Raw genomic sequence first — 22,100 nt, forward strand, 5'->3', positions numbered from 1 at the left:
CAGGTGCGGTCGCGGGTGCTGCTGGCGGACTGGTCGGCTCCTTTGCGAAGGAAGGCCACGACAAAGACGAGGCCGCGTACTACGCCGAGACTGTTCGCCGCGGCGGTTCGGTCTTTTCGGTGCGCCCCGAGCCGGAGCACGAGGCACCGTCGAGGCTATTCTCGACGGCGCGACTCCCATCGATCGTACGACCCGAGAGTCAGAGTACCGCGCCGGTGGTGGGAACGCTTCGACGAGAACGCCGTGCCTTACCAGCGGTATGATCGACTGCAATTAAGAGACGGCCCTGGGTTCACCGGGGCCTTTTTCTTGGTCAGGCCGATCCGGCCAAGATGGCTGCAGGACTGGCGCTCCGCGGACCGCCAGTCCTAGATCGCCCGGCGCTGCCAAAAAGGATTGAAGAAGCAAGATAACAAGCGTTTTTCTTGGCGGCACCCGCACGATGACGGAACATGAGGGTCTCCAGCCCGTTCGGTCCTCATCGGGGGACAACCGGTCCAGAGCTCATGCCAAGATTCAAGATCCGTACGGACAATGGCGACGGTCCGGATGACACCGGCGACTCGATCGAATTCCCGCATGAGAAGGCCGCTCGCGAAGACGCGCAAAAAGCGCTCGCTGAGATGGCCAGGGACAGGATGCCGCTGGACCGAGACACACATTTCAGCGTGGAAGTCGAGAACGAAGCGGGGCGGCGCATCTACAAGGGTTCATTGGATTTGTCGGAAAATAAAGAACCGACAGAACCCGATTCGGCGAAGACCGATGTCTCCTGTCAACAAAGATCGAGACCTCGCGAGTAAGCGCGAGCGGAGTATGCTCAATGGCACCGCCTATTGCATTGGTCGTCGAGGACGAGCCGATCCTCATGATCCAGGCGGTAACCGTGATCGAGGACGCGGGGTTTGAAGTCCTTGAAGCCCGGAACGCCGACGAAGCGATCTCCATCCTCCAAAGGCGAGACGACATTCGGGTTGTGGTCACTGATGTGCAGATGCCCGGGTCTATGGACGGGCTGAAGCTCGCAAGAGCCGTTCGAGACCGATGGCCTCCCGTGCTCATCATCGTGGTCTCCGGACAAGTGAAGCCAAAGAAGGGCGACCTACCCGACGACATCGCATTCCTGTCGAAGCCTTATAGCGACAAGCAGATGCACGACGCGCTCGCCCTCATTGGCTAATCCATGAAGGACCCAATGTTGCGCCGGAACAGCTCCTCGTCGTCGGGGGTGCCGCTGATCTTGTCCTGCTCAGGCATCGGCGCGATGATGGTGAAGACGAGACCTGAGGGTAGATAGCGAATCTCTCCCTTGCCGTTCAGTTCTGCCGCCAGGACCTTTTCAATCAGTCGCGTGCCGAAGCCGTTGCGCGAAGGCTTCCCCTTGACTGACGGCCCGGCGACTTCTTGCCAACGGAACTCGATCATCTCCTGCGCGCCATGCCTGGTGACGTGCCAATCCACATTCACGTGCCCTTCTGGAACAGAGAGCGCTCCATATTTTACGGCGTTCGTGCTGAGCTCGTGTAAGGCGAGCACCATCGCCATGGCGGCGCGAGGGCCCAAGCTGACGTTCGGGCCGCCGACACGGAACCTGTTAGCTCCGGGCACTTCGAAGGACTGCAGGGCGATGGCCACGCTCTCGGCGATCGTGGCGCTCTGCCACTCCTCCCGCGTCAGAAGATCGTGTGCCGACGCCAGCGATTGCATGCGCGCGGTGAGAACCTCGGATGCCTCCTTCAGCGACGAGGCGTTGCGCAGCGTCTGCGTCGCGATGGACTGGATCGTCGCCATCGAATTCTTGACCCGGTGCTTCAGTTCCGCCGTCAGCAAAAGGCGCTGTTCCTCGTTTCGACGATTTTCCGTCATATCGAGCGTGACGCCCGACATGCTGATCGGCTTGTCATCGAAACCGTAGTGAACCCGCCCTCKGGCCAACATCCAGCGGCTCTCGCCAGCCGGTGTTACAATGCGAAATTCGTGTTCGTAGTCCGAGTGGTTCTCGACGGCCTCCCTGATTGAGAGCTGCATCCGCTCGCGCTCGGCGGGCACGATTGACTCGATCAGCTGTTCGTAGGTGAAGGGGTCGCTAGGCTCCCTGCCGAAATTGCGCTTGCAGATATCCGAACAGCTCAAACGCATTTCTGCCAGGTCCAGTGTCCAGGACCCGAGCCGTGCCGCCTGCATGGTGAAGCGGAGACGTTCTTCCGACAGGCGAAGCTCGTGGCTGTGCCTATCGACGTCCTTTTCGAGCTTATCGTGTTCCTCCTGCAGGCGAACCAACCGGTCGCGCTCCAACGTCACATCGAACTGCGACGCAAAGAAATAGGTGAGATGCCCATCCTCATCAAACACCGGAGAGACCAGCACGCGGTTGTGAAAACGCGAGCCGTCCTTGCGGTGGTTGATGATCTCCGTCTCGATCTGCGATCGCCGGGCTATCGCATCACGCAGCCGCTTGACGTCGGCCGGATCGGTGTCAGGCCCCTGAAGAAACCGACAGTTTCGGCCGACGACCTCCTCTCTTGTATAGCCTGTGAGGCGCAGGAACGCGTCGTTGGCGAAGACGATCGGATTATCCGGCTGGTTGGGATCCGTAATCAGCATTGGCATTCGCGTGGCACGGACCGCCGCGGCGAAGGGATCGGACGAGTTTGTGACCCTCATGATCTCTGCGTCGATACGATCGTGTTCGGTCTCGGCGCTCATTGATCGCGTGATCTCCTCATGCATTGCCTTTTTATCCGAGCTGTTAGCGAGGCTACATGTCTTTTGCTGTCCTGCCTCGTACCGGTATGGAGCGTCTCAAAGCGGAGCGGCCCCGTGATGCCTCAGTGAGTTTGAGGGAATAAAATCGGGCAGGACGCGGACGGTTCCCGCTTCGCCCAATAGAGCGGTAAAATGTGCTGCGGCTGCGAACCGCGTTGGGTGAAATGCGCCGCGTTTAAACGACGCTCCTAGTTTCGGTCGTAAGACAATGAGGCAGTAGTCCCTTGATCGGGTGAGTTCGCTCCCCGGAAGCGGGCGCAGCCCCGCTGGCTATCGTGAAGGGCCCGACCTCAGGATGCCCGCCATCACGGCGCGCAGGACGAGTTGCGCACGAGAATTGGCGCCGAGCTTCGACTTCGCCGCCTCGACATGAGCGTGCACAGTGTTCGGCGACAGGCCGAGGATCATGCCGATCTGTGGGGCGCTGCGACCTGCCGCGACCCACCTGAGGCATTCAACTTCGCGCTGGGTCAGCGACGGCGGTTCGGCGCGCATGGGAAGAAGCGCTAGACCGGCACGAGCATAGGCTTCGCACATGCCCTGCAAAAGGAAGCGCTGATAGTCGGCGAGCTCCAGCAGGTGGTCAGCTCCCAGGAGAACAAGGCCCACTTCGTCGTACCCGGCGCGGATTGGCGAGCAAAGCCCGTCCACCAGCCCGTGCTTGCGACTATCCGCAAGGATGGAAGCGCCGTTGCGCGAGGGAGCGGCAACTTCATTGAGCGTGAAGGCTGCGCTCATATGGCACGCTGCCATTACGATGGGATCGTCGAGCGAGTAGTGCTGACTCTGGTATCGCTCGGCCCAACCGGGCGTCGTCTGCCCAAATAGATACCCGGCCCCGTGGAACTGGCCCTCGCCGAAGACTCTAAGATACCCGGCGCTATGGTACCCCAGCCTCTCGATCCGGCCCGCGAAAATGAGGTCGAGTTCGGCACAGTTCCCGGCTTCGGACAGCGCGGACGCGATTCCTTGCGCCGCGACCTTGAACGCATCTAGCGGAAGTGCGGGAGACGCTAACATCGGTCATTTCCCCGTAAAAGCGTCAATCATCCCCATCTAAGGCAGTCGAAAAGAGCGAATTTGAGCCCGACATTGTCCTGCCGCCGCTTCTCCGTCTGTTTCTCCTCTGATCAGGTCGGTGGCCTGTCGACCGGCTGGCTCCGATACTCTGCGTCCGCAGGATTTGGAGAACACGTCATGCGCAGGGTTTTGGTCACGGCGGGTGCCTCGGGCATCGGCAAGGAGATAGCCGCGGCCTTCCTGTCGGCCGGCGACAGCGTCTACACCTGTGACATCAACCGGACCGTGCTGGAAGCTGCGGTACGCGAGCTACCGGGTCTAAAGCACGGGTTATGCGATGTGGGCGACCGCAACCAAATCGGAGCGATGGTGGCGGACGCGGTCTCGCAACTCGGCGGCATAGATATCCTCATCAACAATGCCGGGATCGCCGGGCCGACCGCGCGGGTACAGGATGTCGATCCCGACCAGTGGGAAGCGGTCCTGAAGGTCGATCTGACGGGAACATTCCTCGTCACAAAGGCCGCAATTCCGCATCTGATCGCGTCGAGGGATGGCGTCATCTTGATCATGTCGTCGGCGGCCGGACGTTTCGGATATCCCAACCGAAGCCCGTACTCGACGGTCAAGTGGGGCCTGATCGGCTTTATGAAAACGCTTTCGATGGAACTCGGTGTCCACAGTATCCGGGTGAACGCCATCCTGCCTGGCGCTGTCGATGGCGAGCGGATCCAAAAGGTATTCCAGGGCCGGGCTGAGGCAACCGGAAAATCGCTCGACACAATCAAGGCAGAAGCCATGTCCAACCAGTCGCTCCAATATCTGGTGGATCCGAAGGACATTGCGGCTTTGGCTGTCTTTCTTGCCTCGGACGCCGCCAGGTCGATCTCCGGCCAGATCGTGCCGATCGACGGCGACATGCAACGAAACTGAACTCGGCGCCGCCTCTATCGGCGCAATCACTCACCTTGAAGCGGATGCGCTCCATTGGCGTAAGGAGAATGACCATGCGGAGCAGAAGTCTGCGCGAGCGCCTGATCGGCGCCTGGAGCCTGGTATCCTACGAAGAACGGCCGGTCGACGGTTCGCCATCGTTTTATCCCATGGGCACTTCGCCGAAGGGGATCATCATGTACACGCCGGATGGCTTCATGTCGGCGCAATTGTCCAAGCCCGACCGCAAGCCGTTCTCCTCCGGCGACTGGTTCCAGGCCTCGGATACTGAATTCAGGGACGAGGCGTCCAGCTACATCGCCTATACCGGCCCATTCCAGGTCGATGAGGAAAGGGAGCAACTCACCCATTCGATGTTCATTTCTCTGTTACCGAACTGGGCCGGCCAGACCCAGCCCCGCCTCGTCCGGATCGAGGGTGATCGATTGTTTCTCAGCACGGCGAGCCCGATCTCGTCGGTGGGTAGGACCGTCAATTCGTACCTCGCCTGGCGGCGAGCCGATATCTCGACCATGCAAATGTCAAGCTGGAGACCGAGCCTGCACGGCATTAGCCGAACCTGCACCAAACATCCCACTCCTGATCTCCGCCGGATCGATTTGAGCCTTCAGCGCGTTCTCATGACCACTGCCCAAACTTCGGGGATCGTCCGGGTCTGAATGACTGCCGAGGGAAAGCACAGCAAGGAGATCATCATGGCTGAGCACGCCTCTTCCGAAACCGCATCCGTTGTCTTGACGGATCTGAACAAGCTGATGCCCGATCTCGAGGCGCTCTATAAGGACGTCCACGCACACCCCGAACTGTCGATGCAGGAGACGCGAACGGCGAGTCTCGCCGCGAACAAGCTCAGGAAAGCCGGTTTCGAGGTGACAACTGGCGTGGGAAAGACGGGCGTGGTCGGATTGCTTCGCAACGGCGAGGGGCCGACGGTCATGCTGCGCGCCGACATGGACGCGTTGCCGATCGCCGAGAACACTGGCCTGGACTATGCCAGCAAGGTCACAGGGAAGGACGCCGAAGGCAGCACCGTCCCAGTGGGCCATATGTGCGGCCATGACGTGCACGTCGCCTGGCTCGTTGGCGCGGCGACGTTGCTGTCGCAGAAGCGCGATGCCTGGAAGGGCACCTTGATGGCCGTCTTCCAGCCGGGCGAGGAAACCGCGCAAGGCGCTCAGGCGATGATCGATGACGGTCTGCTTCAACGTTTCCCAACGCCCGATGTCGTACTTGGCCAGCATGTCATGGTCGGCCCCGCCGGCAGCGTTGCCGGAAGCGCTGGACCGATCACGTCCGCTGCGGACAGCCTGCAAATCCGCCTGTTCGGGCGCGGCGCGCACGGGTCGATGCCGCAGGCCAGCATCGATCCCGTCGTCATGGCGGCATCCGTGGTCCTGCGGCTCCAGACTATCGTGTCCCGCGAGGTTGCCGCAAACGACGCGGCAGTCGTCACTGTGGGCGTGCTACAGGCTGGCACCAAGGAAAACGTCATCCCTGACGACGCCGTCATCAAGCTCAATGTGCGCACATTCGACGAAGGCGTGCGCAAGCATGTGCTCGCCGCCATCGAGCGGATCGTCAATGCTGAGGCCGAAGCCTCCGGCGCGCCGCGCAAACCGGAGATCACGCCGCTCGATCGCTACCCTTTGAACGTCAACGACGAAACCGCCAGCAACCGCATCGCCGCAGCGTTTCGCGGCTATTTTTCGCCCGATCGGGTGAAGCATACTGGTCCCGCCCCTGCGAGCGAGGATTTTGGTTGTTTCGGCACCGCATGGCAGGCGCCTTCGGTATTCTGGTTCGTGGGTGGCAACGATCCCAAGGTCTATGCCGAGGCTAAAGCGGCCGGCAGGTTGAACGAACTGCCAGTCAATCACAGCCCGCAATTCGCGCCGGTTCTGCATCCCACGCTGGAAACGGGCGTCGAGGCGCTGGTCGTCGGAGCGCTCGCTTGGCTGGGCGCGAACACAAAATGAACTGCTCTAACCGATTGCGTCGGAGATCAGTCTCATTTGAATGCTGTTCGGTCCTTTCGTCCGGATGCGCTAGGATTTCGCGGGCGGATTCGTCATGATCGCCATCGAAACCTTTGTGCGAATTCTCGACCTGGGCGGCACCTTCGTTTTCGCGATCAGCGGGGCGGTTGCCGCAGTCAATCGCCGCCTCGACATCTTCGGTATCCTCGTCCTATCGTTCGTTACCGGCAATTTTGGCGGCATCACTCGTGACGTCCTCATCGGCGCCATCCCGCCTGCCGCTCTGACGGATTGGCGGTATCTGCTGGTCTCAGTCCTGGCCGGGCTCATCACCTTCTTCTGGTATGCCGGCGTCGATAAGCTGCGTAGCCCCGTCCTCCTGTTCGACGCGGTGGGCCTTTCGTTTTTCGCGGTGGTCGGTGCACAGAAGGCGCTTGTGTTCGGACTAAACCCGGTGATGTCAGCGCTTCTGGGCATGCTGACCGGAATCGGCGGCGGCATGACGCGCGATGTTCTGCTTGCGGAGATTCCACAGGTATTGCGTTCCGATTTATACGCCGTCGCAGCGCTGACCGCCGCGACTTTCGTTGTTACCGGCCATGTGCTCGGCCTTTCCTATGGCGTTTCAGCGCTGGCTGGAGCCGCCGTGTGCTTCGGCCTTCGCTTCATGGCGATCACGCGTGGTTGGCATCTTCCGATCGCGCATCTCTCCGCGCAGCGGCGCGCCGAAAGAGATAATTCGGACGACGATCGACGGCGATGAACACCCCAATTTAGTGCACAATCATCTTCCCATTTTCAGGTAGTTGCCCGCCCACAACCGGGCCGCCACTATAGGTACTTCCGCGAGTTGCCTCCATGATTGGTCTGAAAATGTGGCCCGGTCCGCTTGTGCGGAGCCGGGCTCACTTCAGACGTGACCCGTGAACCTTCCCTTCGGCTTCCGATTAACGCAACGACGTCGGGCGCGAGAAGATCGTGCTTTTCAGCCCATGACGCGAACAAGCCGCGCGCCGTCCGGTTCAACCTCGATGACATCGAGGACATCGGCGGATGCGTAACACAATGGAATTCAGAGGCGCCGCCATCGCTGGCGCACGCGGTTGCAAAATCTCTCGGAACGGTGGAGCAGGCCGGCAGATACCCAGCCGACCTGCTCGAAGTCAGGATATCAATCCAAAATCAGATCACGGGGTGGCGATAGGGATCCGCTGCTTCGTCGAATCGGTTCCACCCGCCGGCACGATACTCGGCAAGGCGCTGATCGCGATTGATGGGCGTGGCACCGTCGAGAATGGCCTCGACGGCCGGCACCTGGTCGTCGGCGACGCGAACCGAAACCACGGTGCCGCCGCGGCGAACGGTTTCGGCGTAGTAGTTTGCATCTTCCTCGCTATGGCCGGCGCTGGTCAGGGCGCCAACGATGCCCCCTGCGACGCCGCCGGCGGCCGCACCTGCGGCTGTGGACGCCAGCCACCCGGCCGCGACGACGGGACCTATGCCGGGAATGGCCAGCAGCCCGATGCCGGCTAAGAGGCCAGCCGCGCCACCCAAGGCAGCACCGATGCCAGCTCCTTCGCCCGCGTTGCTGTCATCGGCCTCGGCATGGCGGCCAACTACGCTGATGTCCGCGGAACTCACGCCCCCGGCTTCAAGGGCTTCGACAACCGAGCGAGCGGTCTCGTAGCTTTCGTAGGAACGGGTCAGGGTCTGGGTCATGATAGTCGCTCCTCGGATCAGTTACGGGTAATGTTGCCGCGATAGTCGACAGAGACGGTGACCGTCGCGCCACTGTGTGTCGCAGTGCCCTTCCAGACGCCATTGTTGTCCTTCTTGAGCTCGCCGATGTTCGTGTAGCCGTTCGCCTCGAGGCGGCTCTTGGCCTGGCCTTCGGTGAAGCTGTTGGCGCCCGGGAGCGGCGCATTCCTGTCGGCATCCGCCTTCGGCGCCGGCATGGGGGAGGTGGTCGACGTTTGAGCGTGCGCGCCGAACGACGTAATCGCCGCCAGGACGCTGAGCACCATCAGGTGTTTTCTCATCGGAGAGGCCCTTAACTTGACGCGGCATGTGCCGCTGGAATGCCTCTCGAACCGCTTGCACGATGATTCTGTTCCCGTCGTCAGCCTACGGCGGAACGAAGATCCCGGCGGGCCGTTGTTCCCGCGCCCTCCGGGAATGTCGCAATGTCAAATATCTCCGACCTGACTTCTTCGCCCCCGACGCCGAGGCCGATCACATGGAGAGGATGGCGCGGCGCCGCAGTCTTTAAGCAGCTCGGCCCCGGGCTGATCACTGGCGCCGCAGACGACGATCCGTCCGGCATCGCGACTTATTCGCAAGCCGGCGCCCAGTTCGGCTACAACATGCTTTGGTCTATGGCGCTGACCTATCCCCTGATGTCGGCGGTACAACTTGTCAGCGCCCAGATCGGCCGGGTAACCGGCTCCGGCCTGGCTCGGAATCTCAAGAACGTGCTGCCAAAGTGGGCATTGCTCGGCTTAGTCGGGCTGCTGTTCATTGCCAACACCATCAACATCGGCGCCAACCTGGCAGCAATGGGCGCAGCCGGCTCGCTGGCAATCGGCGGGCCCAGCTTGCTCTACACCGTCGCTCTGGCAGGCGTTTCGCTGACCCTGCAGCTCTTCATCTCCTATGAAACCTACGCCAACTATCTCAAATGGCTGACGTTGGTACTGCTGGCCTATGTCGCGGTGGTCTTCGTCGTGAAGATCGACTGGGCCGCAGTCGGTTCCGGCTTCGTCGCGCCAAAGCTGACGCTCTCCGGAGACACGGTCACGATGATCGTCGCGATCTTCGGCACTACCATCAGCCCCTATCTCCTTTTCTGGCAAAGCAGCCAGGAGGTTGAGGAGATCGAGCGAAAGGACGAAGACGAACCGTTGCGTAAGGCGCCGGAGCAAGCAGATCGGCAACTGCAGCGGATCCGGCTGGACACCTTCGTCGGAATGGCCGTCTCCAACCTGGTCGCGATTGCGATCATCATCAGTACCGCGGCGACGCTCCATGCCAGCGGCAAGACCGAAATCGGAAGCGCATCGGATGCCGCCGAGGCGCTACGCCCCGTCGCGGGCGATTTTGCCTTCGAACTGTTCAGCCTCGGCATCATCGGAACTGGCTTGCTCTCGCTCCCGGTGCTCGCGGGATCGGCTGCTTACGCGCTGGGTGAGGCCCAAGGGTGGAAATGCGGTCTCGAAAACAAGCCGTGGGAAGCGGTAGGGTTTTATTCGGTCATCGCGGTCGCGACTGTCCTCGGCGTTGGTCTCGACTTCACCCCCTTCGATCCGATGAAGGCGCTGTTCTGGAGCGCTGTCGTAAATGGCTACGTCGCCGTTCCGGTGATGGCAGCTATGATGTGGGTTGGCTCGCAACGCGACAGCATGGGACGCTTCGTCACCAACGGTTTCGTGCGCGTCCTAGGGTGGGGCGCCACGTTGGTGATGGCTGCCGCCGCCGCATCGATGGCTGTCTTTCACTGACGTTGGTCGCGATCATGCAGTTCGCGATTGTCGGTAGTGCAGCAGGACGTTTCGCTTCAGATCCTCTTAATCCAAGGCCATTGGAGCGAATGCTCCGACCAGGTAAGCAATCTTGGTTCCCTCAGCATCCCGCTGTTCTTCCGGACGCGCATCTCTAATTTCTTTCCAAATCGCGTCCAGCGCCGCATAGGCACGAGCGGATCGGCCGAGTCGCTCAGGGTCGAAAACGGCATGTCTTCCTCCCAAAAAAAAAGGTACGGCGAAGTCAGATTTTAGTAGCGTCGCCCGCCCGCAAGAGCTCGATCCGCGGGAACCGAAACGCCCCCGCCAAAACGCCTCCTGATCCGTCCGATCTCAGTAGGCGCTATCGCCTCGCCCACCAGGGCTAAACCTCCGTCACGCCAATCGAGCGGATCGCGTCGGCAACGGATTGCCCCTGCGAGACCAACACATCGACCTGGCGTAGCTTCGCGACGATCTCTTCGGGCTTGTGGCGCTTCTTCGGCATCTCGGTCCTCCTGTCTGCCAAAAGACATACTTCAGGGTGGACCAATTCAACGGGGGTGGATCAGAATGCTGGCGAGCAATTCTTCGAGAGGATCGTTCCGGTTTTGACTTCGTGTCGATGGAGGAACCTACGCATCCTCCTTCTGTTGAGAGAGTCTCACCCACTTAAGGAGGCTCCAATGGCGACCGAACCCAAGAAGCTCGACGATCTGTTCCTCGATACCCTTAGGGACATTTTCTATGCCGAAAAGCAGATCCTGAAGGCGTTGCCCAAGATGGCGCGCGCGGCGACGTCCTCCGAGGTCAAGAAGGCCTTCGAGACCCACCGCGACGAAACCGAAACCCACGTCGAGCGGCTCGCTGAAATCTTCGAAATCCTGGGCAAGGCCCCGCGCGGCAAGACCTGCGACGCCATCCTAGGTATCATCGACGAGGGCAAGAGCATCATCGAGGAGTTCGAGGGTAGCCCAGCCCTCGACGCAGGTCTGGTTGCCGCAGCGCAAGCGGTCGAGCATTACGAGATCGCCCGCTATGGCACGCTCAAAGCCTGGGCCGCTCAATTGGGACTGAAGGACGCAGTGACGTTGCTCGACCAGACGCTAAGCGAGGAAACCAAGACGGATCAGCTTCTCTCGAAGATCGGCGTCTCGGCGGCGAACAAGAAAGCGGCTTGAGCCGCGCCCGCGGCCTCTCGGCGGCTTTTCCCCCGGCGACGCCAAGCGATCCCCCTCACATCATCGTCCGCCCTGAAATCAGGGCGGACCTCGCCAGGATCGGGAGATGACAGCAGCGCTCGAAATTCGCCGTTTGGGAGCGCAGTGGGCGCTCGATGACGGCGACACGGTCACTCACATGGCCGAGCCGACGAGAAGGGCCATCGAGTCCCTGGGAGAACGGCTTCATCGAGTCGTTCAATGCCCGGTTGCGCGACGAACTCCTCGACGGCGAGATCTTCTACTCACTCGCGGAGGCGAAGACCGTCGTCGAAAGCTGGCGGCGCCACTTCAACACGCTGCGCCCACACGGCTCGCTCGGCTACAAGCCTCGCGCGCCAGAGGTCTTCATCCCAGCCATGACCGCGCGGGCGGCTGCGCAAACCAGACCGGCTACGCCGCCCGCGCTAGCGCCGAGGCCAACCGTGCACTAACGATCAAGCCGGACCTCTCGGCGGGGGCGGATCAGTTCCTGCTTGGCCTGGTCGCGGGCGAGACGAACAAGGAAATCGCACGACGGCTTGGCATTAGCCCCCGCACAGTGGAAAATCACCGCGCACATGTCATGGAGCGGCTGGGCGCTGAGACTCTATCGGAAGCTGCGCTGCTGGCTGCCTCGGCAGGCCATTTATAGGCCTGAAGCTCCGAGTGAGGTCGATCTCAATACGCACCCTACCGGAATAGCGACCTAGTTTGGAAATGATGGCCGGTTCAGGTGCCCGTCCCGTATTGCCGTATTGGCTATCTTCATCTGGAGCTCGATCAGACGCGGCTGTCGTGATCCATCAGGGACGGTGCGGACATATTCCGGCCCTGCAGAGCGTCCTTCTGCGAAGTGTGCATACACAGATAGTCCCCCGGATTGCGAACGACTCTCAGTAGGCCGACCTTAAAACCTTACTAATGTGAGCAAGTTCCGGGAAATCTGCTCGCTAGCTTCCGCGTGAATGCGCCAACTCCAGACATTGTATGATCGCCCGGAAGCAGACGTTTACGCGCGATGACCTGTTGTGTGGCCGGCGCGAGCGAACCGAGCTCGCCCGGGACTACCAGACGCAGATCTTGCTCAGCGCCGAGCGAGCGACCTCCTCGATGCCCGTCGCCGCCAGTGCTTTTGCCGCGGAGGTCCCTAGATCGACAGGCCGGAATGTCTTTTGACACGCTCGGGAACCGTCGTGCCTGTTACTCGTTCTGGAGAGGGCTCGAAGGCCGCTTGTGGCGGCTTGGAATGTCCGCCACAACCGGCTGCGGGCCGGATAGGGTTTGCGACGTCGCATTTCTGGTCGGTTGGGGGATACGACCATGGAGCAGCGAGCCTGGCCGGTCGGACAGGGCGAGATCGTGGCAATGCTGCGGCGCTGGACAGGCCAGGAAACCGAGCTCGGGGCGCCATCCGGCTGGCCGCCTCATCTGCGCGATGCCCTGCAACTGATCCTGCTGTCGCCATCGGCGATAACGCTGCTCTGGGGAGAGCGGGGGCTGATGTTCTACAATGACGCCTATTCGGTCATTGCCGGTGCCAGGCACCCGGCCACGCTCGGGATGAGCGTCTTCGAAGCCTGGCCCGAGGTCGAGGCATTCAACCGGGCAGTGATGGCGGAGGTTTTCGCCGGGCAATCGTCCTCCTATCGCGACCTGCCCTTTGTATTCTACAGGACCGGCGCGGCCGAAGAAGTGTGGCTGAACGTCGATTACAGCCCTGTGCTGGATGAGACAGGCAAGGTCGCGGGCGTGCTTGCGCTCGTCACCGAGACGACGGAGCGCGTGCACGCAGAGCAGGCGCTGCGGCGGCGCGAGCAGGAACTGGCGCAGGTCCAGAAAATCGGCCGTGTGGGTGGGCTCGAGGTGGATCTGCGCTCGGGCTTCCGCAACCGCCGCTCGCCGGAATATCTGCTGATCCATGGCCTGCCGCCCGAGGCGGCCCAGGAAACGCATGAAGATTGGGTCCGGCGCATCCATCCCGAGGAACGGCAGGCGGTCGAAAGCCATTTCCGCGCGGCGGTGCAAGGGACAGACACCGAATATCAGGCGGAGTATCGCATCATCCGGCCTTCCGATGGGGCGGTGCGCTGGATCTCGGCGACCGCGCAGATCGAGCGCGATGCAGACGACAAGGCGATACGTCTCGTCGGAGCGCATCTCGACGTCACCCAGCGCAAGGAGGCGGAGGCCGAGCAGCGCCTGCTCATGCAGGAGCTGGCGCATCGCGTTAAGAATACCCTGGCCATGATCCAGGCGCTGGCTTCCCAGACCTTCCGTGATGCGCACTCGCTCGAAGCGGCGCGCGAGATCTTCGGCGCCCGCCTGGCGGCGCTTGCGCGCGCCCATGATCTCCTGGTCGGTGGCCGGCGCGCCGATGCGAGGGTGGCCGACATTGCGCGGAGCGTCATAGCGCTTCAGGGCGATGCGGCGCGCTTCCGGATCCAGGGAGGCGAAGTTGTGCTCGGGCCGAAAGCCGCTCTCGCGCTGACGCTGATCCTGCACGAGCTGACGACGAACGCCGTGAAGTACGGCGCGCTCTCCAATCAGACCGGCATCGTCACGCTCAACTGGGGCGTGGATGATATGGAGGGCGTCAAGCAGTTCCGGCTGCGCTGGCAGGAGAGCGGCGGTCCGCCCGTGACACCGCCATCGCGCAAGGGGTTCGGCACCCGGCTTATCGAACGCTCCTTCCCGGCCGTGCGGACCGGCACCGCCAGCGTCTATCTGCCCGCTGGGTTGATCTTCACGCTCGACGCGCCCCTCCACTCGCTCGACGGGGGAGCCAGTGAAGCCGGCTCTTGACACTCGGGCGCCGATGCCAGCCGTCGCTCCCGCTGGCGGGGCCTTTTTCGTTATGCAAAGGCTCTTGAAGCGACCCGCCAGCGAGCTAGATTTTTTACCGCAGAATCCTGGCGAAGGAAGGAGCGATGCCATTCTCCTCGTGGAATGACCCATTGACCTCGCTCGGGCACAGGCGGCTTTGGATGCCGCGTAGAACGATGTCAGATCGGCCATTCCCAATGCGATTGCTGAGAAGGAGAGGACCAGGTTGGCCTACCTAGTGGCGGCCTTGTTCACGGCCGCAGAAGATGAGGTAGACCTGAAGGAAAAGGCCCTCGATCGATACCGACAATAAGCTGATGTGTAACAGGCGCACGGAGCGGAACCAAACAACGGTCTGAACGTTCTCGCTGCGCCACTACCGCTCCGTCAGCCGCGATAGTGACGATGGTTACTCTGCTAAGATGACCATCGAAGGGAGCCGGTGCAGCCCCCCAGCCGCCCGGTTCCCTTCTTATACCGCCGATCAGGAGCACGCCGCGGATGTGCCAGCGGCGGCCGATCGGCCGGGACCAACGAATTTGGAAGCGACCGTTCCCCTGCGTGCGACAACGATGATCGGCCCGATCTCCGAAGGCGATCGGGCCATCTGTCATTTGAGGAACTGCGCCCCTCGGCGTGTGTTCATGGCCCAAGGAGGATACGCCATGAATGCACTGACTTTAGCTCTGCTCTTCGCAGTCGCGATCGCCACGACAGCCTGTAGCACGACCGAGCAGCGCGTCGGCGGAGCCGCGGTCGGAGCCGGCACGGGCGCCGCAGTGGGCGGCCCGGTTGGCGCGGTTGTCGGCGGAGCAGCAGGTGCTGTTACAGCGCCAACGGTCGTGCGGGAGACGCGGCGGGCGACGCGCTGAACCATTATGCCTCTTGCATCGCGGAAGACAAGGACGCCCCGCGGCCGAACGATACCGACGACCATCCGCCAAATGATTTAGGCCCGCTGGCTTCGGCGGGCGGGCCTTTTTTCGTGTGCCGCGGACGGCAGATAGCTCTCAACGAAGGGCCAGGGGCAGCACCACAACCGCGGCTAGAGCAACCACGATAGCCGTCCGGATCAAAACGCCGTGAATGCGGGCCATTGAGGCCTCTGAGGTATTGGGCGCACGCATAACAAGCCCTCCCGCAGACCAGCCTTGCTGATCTGCGGCGGTAGCGCAACGTTCTGGCCCCACTCTGACCGCATCGCCCTGCGCTGTGATGGCGCGGTCAAAGTTAGCGTTCATGGGACCTCGTGGAGGCGCTGACTAGTTCGCCATGTGCAGGTAGCAGGATCAGCCGAGGTTAGCTTTCGAAGTGCCGAACGTGTCGCAAGCTGGAACTTCTTTAACGAGAACCAGTTCTTGGCCTGGGGCAGTCGTAAGCTCGCCGGACCGCCAAATGCCGAGTCCTCGCTGGAGGATGACGATGCCGTACCTGACAAAAAGCCGCACATTCCCGACCGCAGAACTTATCGAAACTCCCGAACAGTTCCGCGAGGCTCTTGAGCGCTTGCGGTTCCTAGAATGCGAGGCTGAAGACTCTCCCAGAGGGCGCGAGAGGGCAGAGCTTGAGCTCAGTATTTGTCGCTATCTCGCAGGCTGCGAGCATCGAGTTCGCTAGGCGCGCGCGGGGCGATGGCCGCCACGAGGCCGTTTGAGGGGTCTACCGTAGCAGCGCTTGCCTGCCGGTCAATTTTATAGGGAGTTGCATTTCACTGATTCGGCTGGTGTTTCGCCTGCTCCAGGCTGGCGCGGGCTAGCATCGCCTCAAGCTGGGCGAGCGCAGTCATGGGAAGGACGAGCAGCACGTCGGAATCGCCCGCCGTCTCAAATTTCACTGCGGCATCGCCGCGCACGTCGCTGCTCAACTGGATCATTGTCGGCTGAATCACCGGGTTCTCAATGGTTGGCTTTTCGGACATCACTTGACTCTCTCAGCGTATTGTCCATCAGGCCCGATCCCGCTTCGGCGGGGGCTAGGCTTTCCATTTCGGAACTAATGTCGCTAGGTCGGGTTTCCAGGCCGGATTTCAGAGAAGTGCTCGATCTCAGGTCGAGCAATGGGCTGGAGGCCCAAGTGAACCCCGCCACCCCATGGCGGGGTTTGCCGTTTCAAATGCATCGCCAATTAACATCTGCGCAGCTCAAAGGGAGTTGGGTCAAGGTTTTTCGCCATCTGTCCTGCTGCCGGTTTTGTGGACACCGTGATGACGTGTTTCATGAAGCCGGAGGTGGCGTCTGCAGCGAAGCGAACAGCAGCGCTGCGTCTTGGTTGCCGCCGGCAGCACGCTTTGCCAGTCAGCCTGCCGGTCAAGGCAGACAGAGCTATATCACGCCTTCGATAAGCCCGAGATTATGGGCCTCATTGGCTTCTATGTACCAATTTTCCGGCGCCAGCCTCAGCACCTGCTCCATGGTCACCGCCGAGCCGGCGATAAGATTCTGGAACCCCTCGTTCTGGATCTGGATCGAATGCTCGATCTCGTTCAGCTTGGCTTTCAGATTGGCGATGCACATGGTCAAGGGGCCATCGAGGATGACATTGGCCTGGAGCTTGCGCTCGTGGATCATGAGCCGCGTACCGCGCGTCAGATAGCGGTTCGGGCGAGCGAAGAAGCTCATGAAGGTCGCGCCGGCGGAGTAAATGGCGGTCTTGCCGAGGAAGACGAAGCGCCGGCCCGGTTCCTGCTCGCTGTGAAACCGAACGTCCTCGCCCATCATCCGCGCCACTTCGGGATCGCCTCCCAGGGTGCTGAGCTCGATGACGACGACGCCCTCCAGAGGAGCCGTCATGGGGCGGTCCCGGAAGAAGGCGTACATCATATTATCGACAACCCCTGCCAGCAGAATCGGCGGGTTCAGGAAATCGCTGGCTTGCAAGGCGCGAAAAAGATCGGGCTGGGCGCCGTCGGCGGGCGAGGGCAGGTTCATGGGCATCCATCAGTCGGGTGGGTCTGGCGGCAAAACTCACGGGCGATATGGCGGTTCCTGAACGGCGGACCGCGCGTGAGATGTCTCGCGGTCGGTCCTTAGCTCTCGATGAGATGCGGCCCTCGACAGTGCGAGCCACATCCATCCCGCTGCCCAGCATCGATCGCGCCGAGCAGCCCAAGCGGGGGAACCTAGCGAGCAGCGGCTGGTTCGGGAAAACGTTCGACGCTGGATTCAAGCCGATTGCGGCGTCAAAGCCGAGCCACTGATCGATACGCCCGAACAGCCATCACGACCCGCTTCGAAAACGCCCACATCGCGAATGTAGTCGGGCTATCCCGCGATTGCCGGTGGGGTCTCCCGGAGCAGGCTTCGCACTCGCGCTGCGTCGAGCCGCCCAGTTTTGACGTAGCAGGCACGATGCGGTATTCGCCAAGTCATCTAATGATTTGGTGAATTTGCATGCGTGCGCTGAGCAGGCCGAGCCTGGCCGAAACGGCCGTCGAAGCGATCCGTGGCGAAATCCTCGCTCGGCGATGGGAAATCGGTGAGAAATTGCCGAACGAGGCGGCCTTGTCGACCGCGCTTGCGGTCAGCCGCGGCACCGTGCGCGAGGCCGTGCGGGTCCTCGCGTCGCAGGGCATCCTCGAAACCCGGCAGGGTTCCGGCACCTATGTGCTGTCGACGACCGGAACGAGCCTGTCGCTCGCCACGGCGAAGCGAGCCGGTCTTCGAGAGCAGTTCGAGGCGCGGCTGGCGCTCGATGTCGAGGCGGCGCGCCTGGCGGCATTGCGCTGTTCCCCTGTCGATGTGGAGCGGCTTCGTACGCTCCTGGCGGAACGCGGAGAGTATGCCGGTGGTGAGAAGGCCGCTTTCGTCGCCCGCGACTTCGCCTTCCACCGGGCGGTGATCGCGGCATCCCGCAACAGCGTGCTGACGGGACTGTACGATTTCTCCTCGCGGCTGATCGCGGAAACGATCGCGGCGACGCTGGAAGACGATCTGCCCGAGCCGGACATGGCGGCGCATCGCGCAATCGTGGACGCCATCGAAGCCGGCGATCCCGACCGAGCTGACGCGGCCGTGCGTCGCTTCATGGCGCCCGTTCTGGCTGCACTCGACAAGGCGCTGCTGTCATGAGCCAGCCAGCCGCCATTGCCTCGGGCACGACCTCGACCGCGCTTTCGCGATTTCTCCTCGGCGCGAGCCTGGTGCTCATCGCGTTCAATCTGCGGCCAGTGTTCTCCAGCGCTTCGACCTTGCTGCCGGAGATCAGCAGCACGCTGGGCCTTTCCTCGCTGGGAGCCAGCGTCCTGACGACGCTTCCCGTGGTCTGTCTCGGGTTGTTCTCGCCCTTGGCGCCGCGCCTGTCGCGCTGGATCGGCACGGAGCGGACCCTGCTCGTGGCCGTGCTACTGCTCGCTTGCGGCACAGCACTGCGCGGCTTTGGATCGATTCCGCTGCTTTTCCTGGGCACGGCCCTTGCCGGAGCATGCATCGCCATCGGCAACGTGCTGCTTCCGGGTGTCGTGAAGCGGGACTTCCCCGATCGAGCGGCGCTGATGACGGGCTGGTACACGATGGCGCTCTGTGCGGGGGCGGCCGGTGCTGCCGGCCTGACCTTGCCCCTCAAACAGTCGCTCCAGTTGTCGCTGGGCGGGGCGCTCGCGGTCTGGGCGCTTCTTGCCTTGGTGGCGGGCCTGCTCTGGCTGCCCCAGGTGCTTTCGAGCCGCTTCCAGGTCACGGGGGCTCGGCCGAACGTGCAGGGCTTGTGGCGGAACAGGCTGGCCTGGCACGTCACCTTGTTCATGGGGCTGCAGTCGGCGCTAGCCTATTGCGTCTTCGGCTGGCTGGTGCCGATCCTGCGCGAACGCGGCCTGGAAGGCTTCACAGCCGGGGCGATCGTCTCCGTGTCGGTGATGATGCAGGCAGCTGCCTGCCTGATCGCGCCGCATATCGCCGTGCGCGGCCGGGACCAGCGGGCCATCAACGTCGCGCTCAGCGGATTGGCCGTCGTGGCTCTCCTCGGTCTCCTGTTCGCGCCGCTCTGGTCGATCTGGTTCTGGGCGGTGCTGCAAGGCATCGGGCAGGGCGGCCTGATCGCCGTGGCACTGACGGTGATCGTCCTGCGCGCTCACGACGCGCATGTCGCGGCCCAGCTTTCCAGCATGGCGCAATGCGTCGGTTATCTGCTGGCCGCCATCGGCCCGCTCGTCGTCGGCCTGATCCATAGCTGGACCGGCAGCTTCGCCTGGAGCGCGGTGCTCTTCGTGCTTCTGGGGGTGGGCACCGCAGTCAATGGCTGGTTTGCCGGCCGGGCCGTTCATGTCGAACCGTAATGGCGCGGCTTTGATGGGAGCGTTCGTGCCAGAGCCGGGCTCTGATCGAACCCGGCCTGTCTGATCGATGCGGCGGTGCGAGCTTGCCGGCCGCGCCGTTCACTTCTGGCGAGCGGCCTGTTCGATGAATTCCGCGACGACCTTGGGCTTGGAGACGTAAACGGCATGGCTGCCCTTGGTCTCGGCTACGGTCGCACCGGCGCGCTTGGCCATCTGGCGCTGGGCGGGGGGCGGAATCATGTGGTCGTCGGTGGCGACGAGATAATAGCTCGGCTTTGTCTTCCAGGCCGGGCTGGTGACGGTGCCGCCGGCAGCCGCGACGCCCCAGGGCACCTGCGAGTCGGCCATGAAGGTGGCGGTCTTCGCGTCGACATCGGCAGCGAAGGCAGCTGCGAACTTGGTCTTGTCAAGCGCTAGGAAGCCCTCGACTGGCGGCAGGATCGGCGGGACGGGCGCGCCTGCAGGCGGGTTGGCGATCAGCGACATCACCGATTCACCGGCATCCGGCGCGAAGGCGGCGATGTAGACCACCGACTTCACCTTAGGATCGGTGCCGGCCTCGCTGACCACGACGCCGCCATAGGAATGGCCGACGAGCACGACCGGGCCGTCCTGCTGCGCAATGGCGCGCTTGGTGAAGGCGACGTCGTCGGAGAGCGAGGTGGTCGGATTCTGGATGATGGTGACGTGGTAGCCCTTGGCCCTGAGGGCGTTGTAGACACCCTGCCAACCCGAGCCGTCGACGAAGCCGCCATGGACGAGGACGACGTTCTTGACGGCGGGGGCGGCTTGGGCGGAGGTCAGCGAGACGGTGGTGGAGAGGGCAAGGGCGGCAGCGGCGAGGATGGACTTGGTCATGGCGGGCTCCTTGGGTTAACATGTTCGCGGCAATTATTATCGCGATAAGTACTTCATACTCACCCCCTCGGAGCTTGTAAAGCGCTTTCTTTATCGCGATATCGTTTTTCTCGACATCGACCCGCCAGCCGATTCCGGAGTTCAACATGACCGACGCCCAGAAGCCTTCCGCCGCGCCTGCGCCTGCGCCTGCGGGGCCGACCTTGCCGCTCGACGGCCAGCTCTGTTTCTCAATCTATTCGGCCTCGCTGGCGATCCAGCGGGTCTACAAGCCGATGCTCGACGGGCTCGGCGTGACCTATACGCAGTATCTCGCCCTAAGCACGCTTTGGGAAAAGGACGGGCTGACGATCGGGGCCATCGCTGAACGGCTCGCGCTGGAGCCGAGCACGATCACGCCCGCCGTCAAGCGACTGGAGGCGGCAGGATTTCTTAGTCGCCGGCGCAGTACCACGGACGAGCGCCTGGTCGAGGTGCATCTTACCGAGAAGGGTAGGGAGCTCCATCCCCAAACCGGCTGCCTCACCGACGCGCTATTGCGCCATTCCGGTTTCGAAGTGCCTCAGATGATCGAACTCAACCAGCTTGTCCAGGCGCTGAGACGGGGCATGCGGAACGCCGTGAGCCCGGACGACCCCACAAAAGCCGACGCTACTGAGTGAAACCGGGTTGGCCGCGATGGAAGTCCGCCATTGTTGGTTATGACGGTGTCTTCAATGGTCTCGACATTGGTACGAGGCCTATGATGACGCCGCTAGAAGCTCGGATCATGTGCTCCTTGAGGCATATCTATGGCTAGCCAAGACTGCCGGCAAATTTCTCGGCGAGCCGCTGGCGCCGAAACGCGTCAGCGACGAAATCGACAAAGACACGGGTCTTTGATGGGAGCAGGGTGCGGCTTGCGTAGTAGATCGAGATCGGCCCTTCGTCGATGTACCACTGCGGCAGCAGGCGGACGAGCGCGCCGCTCTCCAGATGCGGCAGCACATGGCACACGGCGTTCAGTGTCACGCCGAGCCCGAGCAGCGCCGCGCGACAGGTCGCTTCGGGGTCGTCAAGGACAATGGTCTCCTTGAGCTTGACCGGAATCGCGGTGCCTTCGACGTCGCGCATGATGCGTTCCCGGATCCGGCCCGTCCTTGATGAGCGCCACGCGATCCCATCGAACGCGGAAAGCTGTGTGGGATCGGTCGGCGGCCTGTGCTTCTTCATGTATGCGGGCGACGCGACCGCGATCAGATGCAGCGGTGCGAGCGTGCGCGAGACGACGCCGGGCCCCCATTCGATGCCGCCGCCGATCGCGGCATCGAAACCCTCGGCGATCAGGTCGGTCTGCCGCGTCGTGAACTGCCAATCGGGCCGGATGCCGGGATAGCGGGCCAGGAACGCGGGCAGCATCGGCAGAATGTAGTCGGCCCCGAAATTGAGGCCCATGCTGACCTTGAGCACGCCGGCCGGTTCTCCGCTATTCGTCGCCACGCTCGCAATGGCCTGCTGGAGCCCTTCGAGGTTGTCCCTGATCTCCAGCAGGAAACGCTCCCCTGCGTCGGTCAGCGTCAGCTTTCGCGTGCTGCGGTGAAACAGCCGGACACCGAGATTGCGTTCGAGCGTCGCGACGTTGCGGCTGACCGCCGCCGGCGTCAGGGAGAGCCTCCGCGCCGCGACCGAGAAGCTGCTGGCTTCGGCGCTGCGTGTGAAGGATTCGAGGTTGGCCAGTGTCTCCAAGCGCCTTCCTTCA

At 62.5% G+C, this 22,100-nt stretch carries 22 protein-coding genes and 2 pseudogenes; 15 read left to right on the forward strand and 9 right to left on the reverse strand.

What is annotated here, in order from left to right; translation table 11 throughout:
- Positions 1 to 452: 452 nt before the first annotated feature.
- Positions 453 to 803 (forward strand): DUF6894 family protein, encoded by a 351-nt coding sequence (locus AC1DNE_RS25550; protein ID WP_441473589.1) that lies wholly within the window; start codon positions 453 to 455, stop codon positions 801 to 803.
- Positions 804 to 823: 20 nt separating this feature from the next.
- Positions 824 to 1,180, forward strand: a complete 357-nt coding sequence (locus AC1DNE_RS25555; protein ID WP_441473588.1) for a response regulator — start codon at positions 824 to 826, stop codon at positions 1,178 to 1,180.
- Here the strand turns inward: AC1DNE_RS25555 and AC1DNE_RS25560 are convergent.
- Both AC1DNE_RS25560 and AC1DNE_RS25565 read right to left on the reverse strand, forming a co-directional pair.
- Entirely contained in the window at positions 1,177 to 2,706 is a 1,530-nt protein-coding gene (locus tag AC1DNE_RS25560; RefSeq protein WP_441473587.1) for a PAS domain-containing protein, read from the reverse strand. The genes AC1DNE_RS25555 and AC1DNE_RS25560 overlap by 4 nt on opposite strands.
- Positions 2,707 to 3,036: 330 nt before the next feature.
- Positions 3,037 to 3,786: a helix-turn-helix transcriptional regulator gene (locus AC1DNE_RS25565; RefSeq protein ID WP_476841265.1), complete on the reverse strand. Its 750-nt coding sequence runs from the start codon at positions 3,784 to 3,786 to the stop codon at positions 3,037 to 3,039.
- Positions 3,787 to 3,963: 177 nt separating this feature from the next.
- Between AC1DNE_RS25565 and AC1DNE_RS25570 the strand changes: the two genes are divergently transcribed.
- The 4 genes from AC1DNE_RS25570 (at position 3,964) to AC1DNE_RS25585 (ending at position 7,479) form a co-directional block, all read left to right on the forward strand.
- Positions 3,964 to 4,719: an SDR family oxidoreductase gene (locus tag AC1DNE_RS25570; RefSeq protein ID WP_441473585.1), complete on the forward strand. Its 756-nt coding sequence runs from the start codon at positions 3,964 to 3,966 to the stop codon at positions 4,717 to 4,719.
- A 74-nt stretch (positions 4,720 to 4,793) separates the two neighbouring features.
- Entirely contained in the window at positions 4,794 to 5,399 is a 606-nt protein-coding gene (locus AC1DNE_RS25575) for a lipocalin-like domain-containing protein (protein WP_441473584.1), read from the forward strand.
- A gap of 36 nt (positions 5,400 to 5,435) precedes the next feature.
- Complete coding sequence (locus AC1DNE_RS25580) at positions 5,436 to 6,716, forward strand: M20 family metallopeptidase (protein ID WP_476766487.1); 1,281 nt, start codon at positions 5,436 to 5,438, stop codon at positions 6,714 to 6,716.
- A 94-nt stretch (positions 6,717 to 6,810) separates the two neighbouring features.
- Complete coding sequence (locus tag AC1DNE_RS25585; protein WP_441473582.1) at positions 6,811 to 7,479, forward strand: trimeric intracellular cation channel family protein; 669 nt, start codon at positions 6,811 to 6,813, stop codon at positions 7,477 to 7,479.
- 419 nt (positions 7,480 to 7,898) lie between these two features.
- On the opposite strand, the gene AC1DNE_RS25590 is transcribed toward AC1DNE_RS25585, so the two are convergent.
- Together AC1DNE_RS25590 and AC1DNE_RS25595 are read right to left on the reverse strand one after the other, a co-directional pair.
- A complete protein-coding gene (locus AC1DNE_RS25590; protein WP_441473581.1) occupies positions 7,899 to 8,435 on the reverse strand; it encodes a hypothetical protein in 537 nt (178 codons plus the stop codon).
- Positions 8,436 to 8,452: 17 nt separating this feature from the next.
- On the reverse strand, positions 8,453 to 8,740 hold the full coding sequence (locus tag AC1DNE_RS25595) for a PepSY domain-containing protein (protein ID WP_441473580.1): 288 nt from the start codon (positions 8,738 to 8,740) through the stop codon (positions 8,453 to 8,455).
- Between the two features lie 159 nt (positions 8,741 to 8,899).
- On the opposite strand from AC1DNE_RS25595, the gene AC1DNE_RS25600 reads away from it, so the two are divergent.
- Positions 8,900 to 10,213, forward strand: a complete 1,314-nt coding sequence (locus tag AC1DNE_RS25600) for an NRAMP family divalent metal transporter (RefSeq protein WP_441473579.1) — start codon at positions 8,900 to 8,902, stop codon at positions 10,211 to 10,213.
- A 391-nt stretch (positions 10,214 to 10,604) separates the two neighbouring features.
- Here AC1DNE_RS25600 and AC1DNE_RS25605 read toward each other — a convergent pair.
- A pseudogene (locus AC1DNE_RS25605) lies at positions 10,605 to 10,721 on the reverse strand (IS3 family transposase); the annotation flags it as partial.
- A 178-nt stretch (positions 10,722 to 10,899) separates the two neighbouring features.
- On the opposite strand from AC1DNE_RS25605, the gene AC1DNE_RS25610 reads away from it, so the two are divergent.
- The 5 genes and pseudogenes from AC1DNE_RS25610 to AC1DNE_RS25630 all read left to right on the forward strand — a co-directional run bounded on the left by AC1DNE_RS25610 (position 10,900) and on the right by AC1DNE_RS25630 (position 15,110).
- On the forward strand, positions 10,900 to 11,394 hold the full coding sequence (locus AC1DNE_RS25610) for a YciE/YciF ferroxidase family protein (protein ID WP_441473578.1): 495 nt from the start codon (positions 10,900 to 10,902) through the stop codon (positions 11,392 to 11,394).
- Between the two features lie 200 nt (positions 11,395 to 11,594).
- Positions 11,595 to 11,867: pseudogene (locus tag AC1DNE_RS25615) on the forward strand (integrase core domain-containing protein); the annotation flags it as partial.
- 47 nt (positions 11,868 to 11,914) lie between these two features.
- Entirely contained in the window at positions 11,915 to 12,067 is a 153-nt protein-coding gene (locus AC1DNE_RS25620) for a LuxR C-terminal-related transcriptional regulator (RefSeq protein WP_476766498.1), read from the forward strand.
- Between the two features lie 668 nt (positions 12,068 to 12,735).
- Entirely contained in the window at positions 12,736 to 14,217 is a 1,482-nt protein-coding gene (locus tag AC1DNE_RS25625) for a sensor histidine kinase (protein ID WP_441473577.1), read from the forward strand.
- A gap of 686 nt (positions 14,218 to 14,903) precedes the next feature.
- Positions 14,904 to 15,110: a hypothetical protein gene (locus AC1DNE_RS25630; protein ID WP_441473576.1), complete on the forward strand. Its 207-nt coding sequence runs from the start codon at positions 14,904 to 14,906 to the stop codon at positions 15,108 to 15,110.
- An 836-nt stretch (positions 15,111 to 15,946) separates the two neighbouring features.
- Here the strand turns inward: AC1DNE_RS25630 and AC1DNE_RS25635 are convergent.
- Both AC1DNE_RS25635 and AC1DNE_RS25640 read right to left on the reverse strand, forming a co-directional pair.
- Positions 15,947 to 16,156, reverse strand: a complete 210-nt coding sequence (locus tag AC1DNE_RS25635; protein WP_441473575.1) for a hypothetical protein — start codon at positions 16,154 to 16,156, stop codon at positions 15,947 to 15,949.
- A gap of 403 nt (positions 16,157 to 16,559) precedes the next feature.
- Complete coding sequence (locus AC1DNE_RS25640) at positions 16,560 to 17,165, reverse strand: peptidase S14 (RefSeq protein WP_476841266.1); 606 nt, start codon at positions 17,163 to 17,165, stop codon at positions 16,560 to 16,562.
- A gap of 462 nt (positions 17,166 to 17,627) precedes the next feature.
- On the opposite strand from AC1DNE_RS25640, the gene AC1DNE_RS25645 reads away from it, so the two are divergent.
- A complete protein-coding gene (locus AC1DNE_RS25645; protein WP_441473573.1) occupies positions 17,628 to 18,305 on the forward strand; it encodes a FadR/GntR family transcriptional regulator in 678 nt (225 codons plus the stop codon).
- Positions 18,302 to 19,504, forward strand: coding sequence for a CynX/NimT family MFS transporter (locus AC1DNE_RS25650; protein ID WP_441473572.1), 1,203 nt, complete (start codon positions 18,302 to 18,304; stop codon positions 19,502 to 19,504). The genes AC1DNE_RS25645 and AC1DNE_RS25650 overlap by 4 nt, the downstream gene beginning before the upstream one ends.
- Before the next feature lie 99 nt (positions 19,505 to 19,603).
- On the opposite strand, the gene AC1DNE_RS25655 is transcribed toward AC1DNE_RS25650, so the two are convergent.
- Positions 19,604 to 20,362, reverse strand: a complete 759-nt coding sequence (locus tag AC1DNE_RS25655) for an alpha/beta hydrolase (RefSeq protein WP_476766488.1) — start codon at positions 20,360 to 20,362, stop codon at positions 19,604 to 19,606.
- Between the two features lie 146 nt (positions 20,363 to 20,508).
- Here AC1DNE_RS25655 and AC1DNE_RS25660 point away from each other — a divergent pair, with 146 nt between their 5' ends.
- Positions 20,509 to 21,024: a MarR family winged helix-turn-helix transcriptional regulator gene (locus AC1DNE_RS25660; protein ID WP_441473570.1), complete on the forward strand. Its 516-nt coding sequence runs from the start codon at positions 20,509 to 20,511 to the stop codon at positions 21,022 to 21,024.
- 133 nt (positions 21,025 to 21,157) lie between these two features.
- Here the strand turns inward: AC1DNE_RS25660 and AC1DNE_RS25665 are convergent, their stop codons facing one another.
- On the reverse strand, positions 21,158 to 22,087 hold the full coding sequence (locus AC1DNE_RS25665; RefSeq protein WP_476766489.1) for a LysR family transcriptional regulator: 930 nt from the start codon (positions 22,085 to 22,087) through the stop codon (positions 21,158 to 21,160).
- Positions 22,088 to 22,100 lie beyond the last annotated feature (13 nt).

The organism is Allobosea sp. 05L423 (genome assembly GCF_056397745.1).

Bases quoted from the DNA above. Each gene is read 5' to 3' on its own strand.
- AC1DNE_RS25640 (WP_476841266.1), bottom strand. From the start codon at position 17,165: ATGAACCTGCCCTCGCCCGCCGACGGCGCCCAGCCCGATCTTTTTCGC.
- AC1DNE_RS25550 (WP_441473589.1), top strand. From the start codon at position 453: ATGAGGGTCTCCAGCCCGTTCGGTCCTCATCGGGGGACAACCGGTCCA.
- AC1DNE_RS25555 (WP_441473588.1), top strand. From the start codon at position 824: ATGGCACCGCCTATTGCATTGGTCGTCGAGGACGAGCCGATCCTCATG.
- AC1DNE_RS25575 (WP_441473584.1), top strand. From the start codon at position 4,794: ATGCGGAGCAGAAGTCTGCGCGAGCGCCTGATCGGCGCCTGGAGCCTG.
- AC1DNE_RS25595 (WP_441473580.1), bottom strand. From the start codon at position 8,740: ATGGTGCTCAGCGTCCTGGCGGCGATTACGTCGTTCGGCGCGCACGCT.
- AC1DNE_RS25590 (WP_441473581.1), bottom strand. From the start codon at position 8,435: ATGACCCAGACCCTGACCCGTTCCTACGAAAGCTACGAGACCGCTCGC.
- AC1DNE_RS25625 (WP_441473577.1), top strand. From the start codon at position 12,736: ATGGAGCAGCGAGCCTGGCCGGTCGGACAGGGCGAGATCGTGGCAATG.
- AC1DNE_RS25635 (WP_441473575.1), bottom strand. From the start codon at position 16,156: ATGTCCGAAAAGCCAACCATTGAGAACCCGGTGATTCAGCCGACAATG.
- AC1DNE_RS25600 (WP_441473579.1), top strand. From the start codon at position 8,900: ATGTCAAATATCTCCGACCTGACTTCTTCGCCCCCGACGCCGAGGCCG.
- AC1DNE_RS25660 (WP_441473570.1), top strand. From the start codon at position 20,509: ATGACCGACGCCCAGAAGCCTTCCGCCGCGCCTGCGCCTGCGCCTGCG.
- AC1DNE_RS25585 (WP_441473582.1), top strand. From the start codon at position 6,811: ATGATCGCCATCGAAACCTTTGTGCGAATTCTCGACCTGGGCGGCACC.
- AC1DNE_RS25655 (WP_476766488.1), bottom strand. From the start codon at position 20,362: ATGACCAAGTCCATCCTCGCCGCTGCCGCCCTTGCCCTCTCCACCACC.
- AC1DNE_RS25650 (WP_441473572.1), top strand. From the start codon at position 18,302: ATGAGCCAGCCAGCCGCCATTGCCTCGGGCACGACCTCGACCGCGCTT.
- AC1DNE_RS25610 (WP_441473578.1), top strand. From the start codon at position 10,900: ATGGCGACCGAACCCAAGAAGCTCGACGATCTGTTCCTCGATACCCTT.
- AC1DNE_RS25570 (WP_441473585.1), top strand. From the start codon at position 3,964: ATGCGCAGGGTTTTGGTCACGGCGGGTGCCTCGGGCATCGGCAAGGAG.
- AC1DNE_RS25580 (WP_476766487.1), top strand. From the start codon at position 5,436: ATGGCTGAGCACGCCTCTTCCGAAACCGCATCCGTTGTCTTGACGGAT.
- AC1DNE_RS25645 (WP_441473573.1), top strand. From the start codon at position 17,628: ATGCGTGCGCTGAGCAGGCCGAGCCTGGCCGAAACGGCCGTCGAAGCG.
- AC1DNE_RS25565 (WP_476841265.1), bottom strand. From the start codon at position 3,786: ATGTTAGCGTCTCCCGCACTTCCGCTAGATGCGTTCAAGGTCGCGGCG.
- AC1DNE_RS25630 (WP_441473576.1), top strand. From the start codon at position 14,904: ATGAATGCACTGACTTTAGCTCTGCTCTTCGCAGTCGCGATCGCCACG.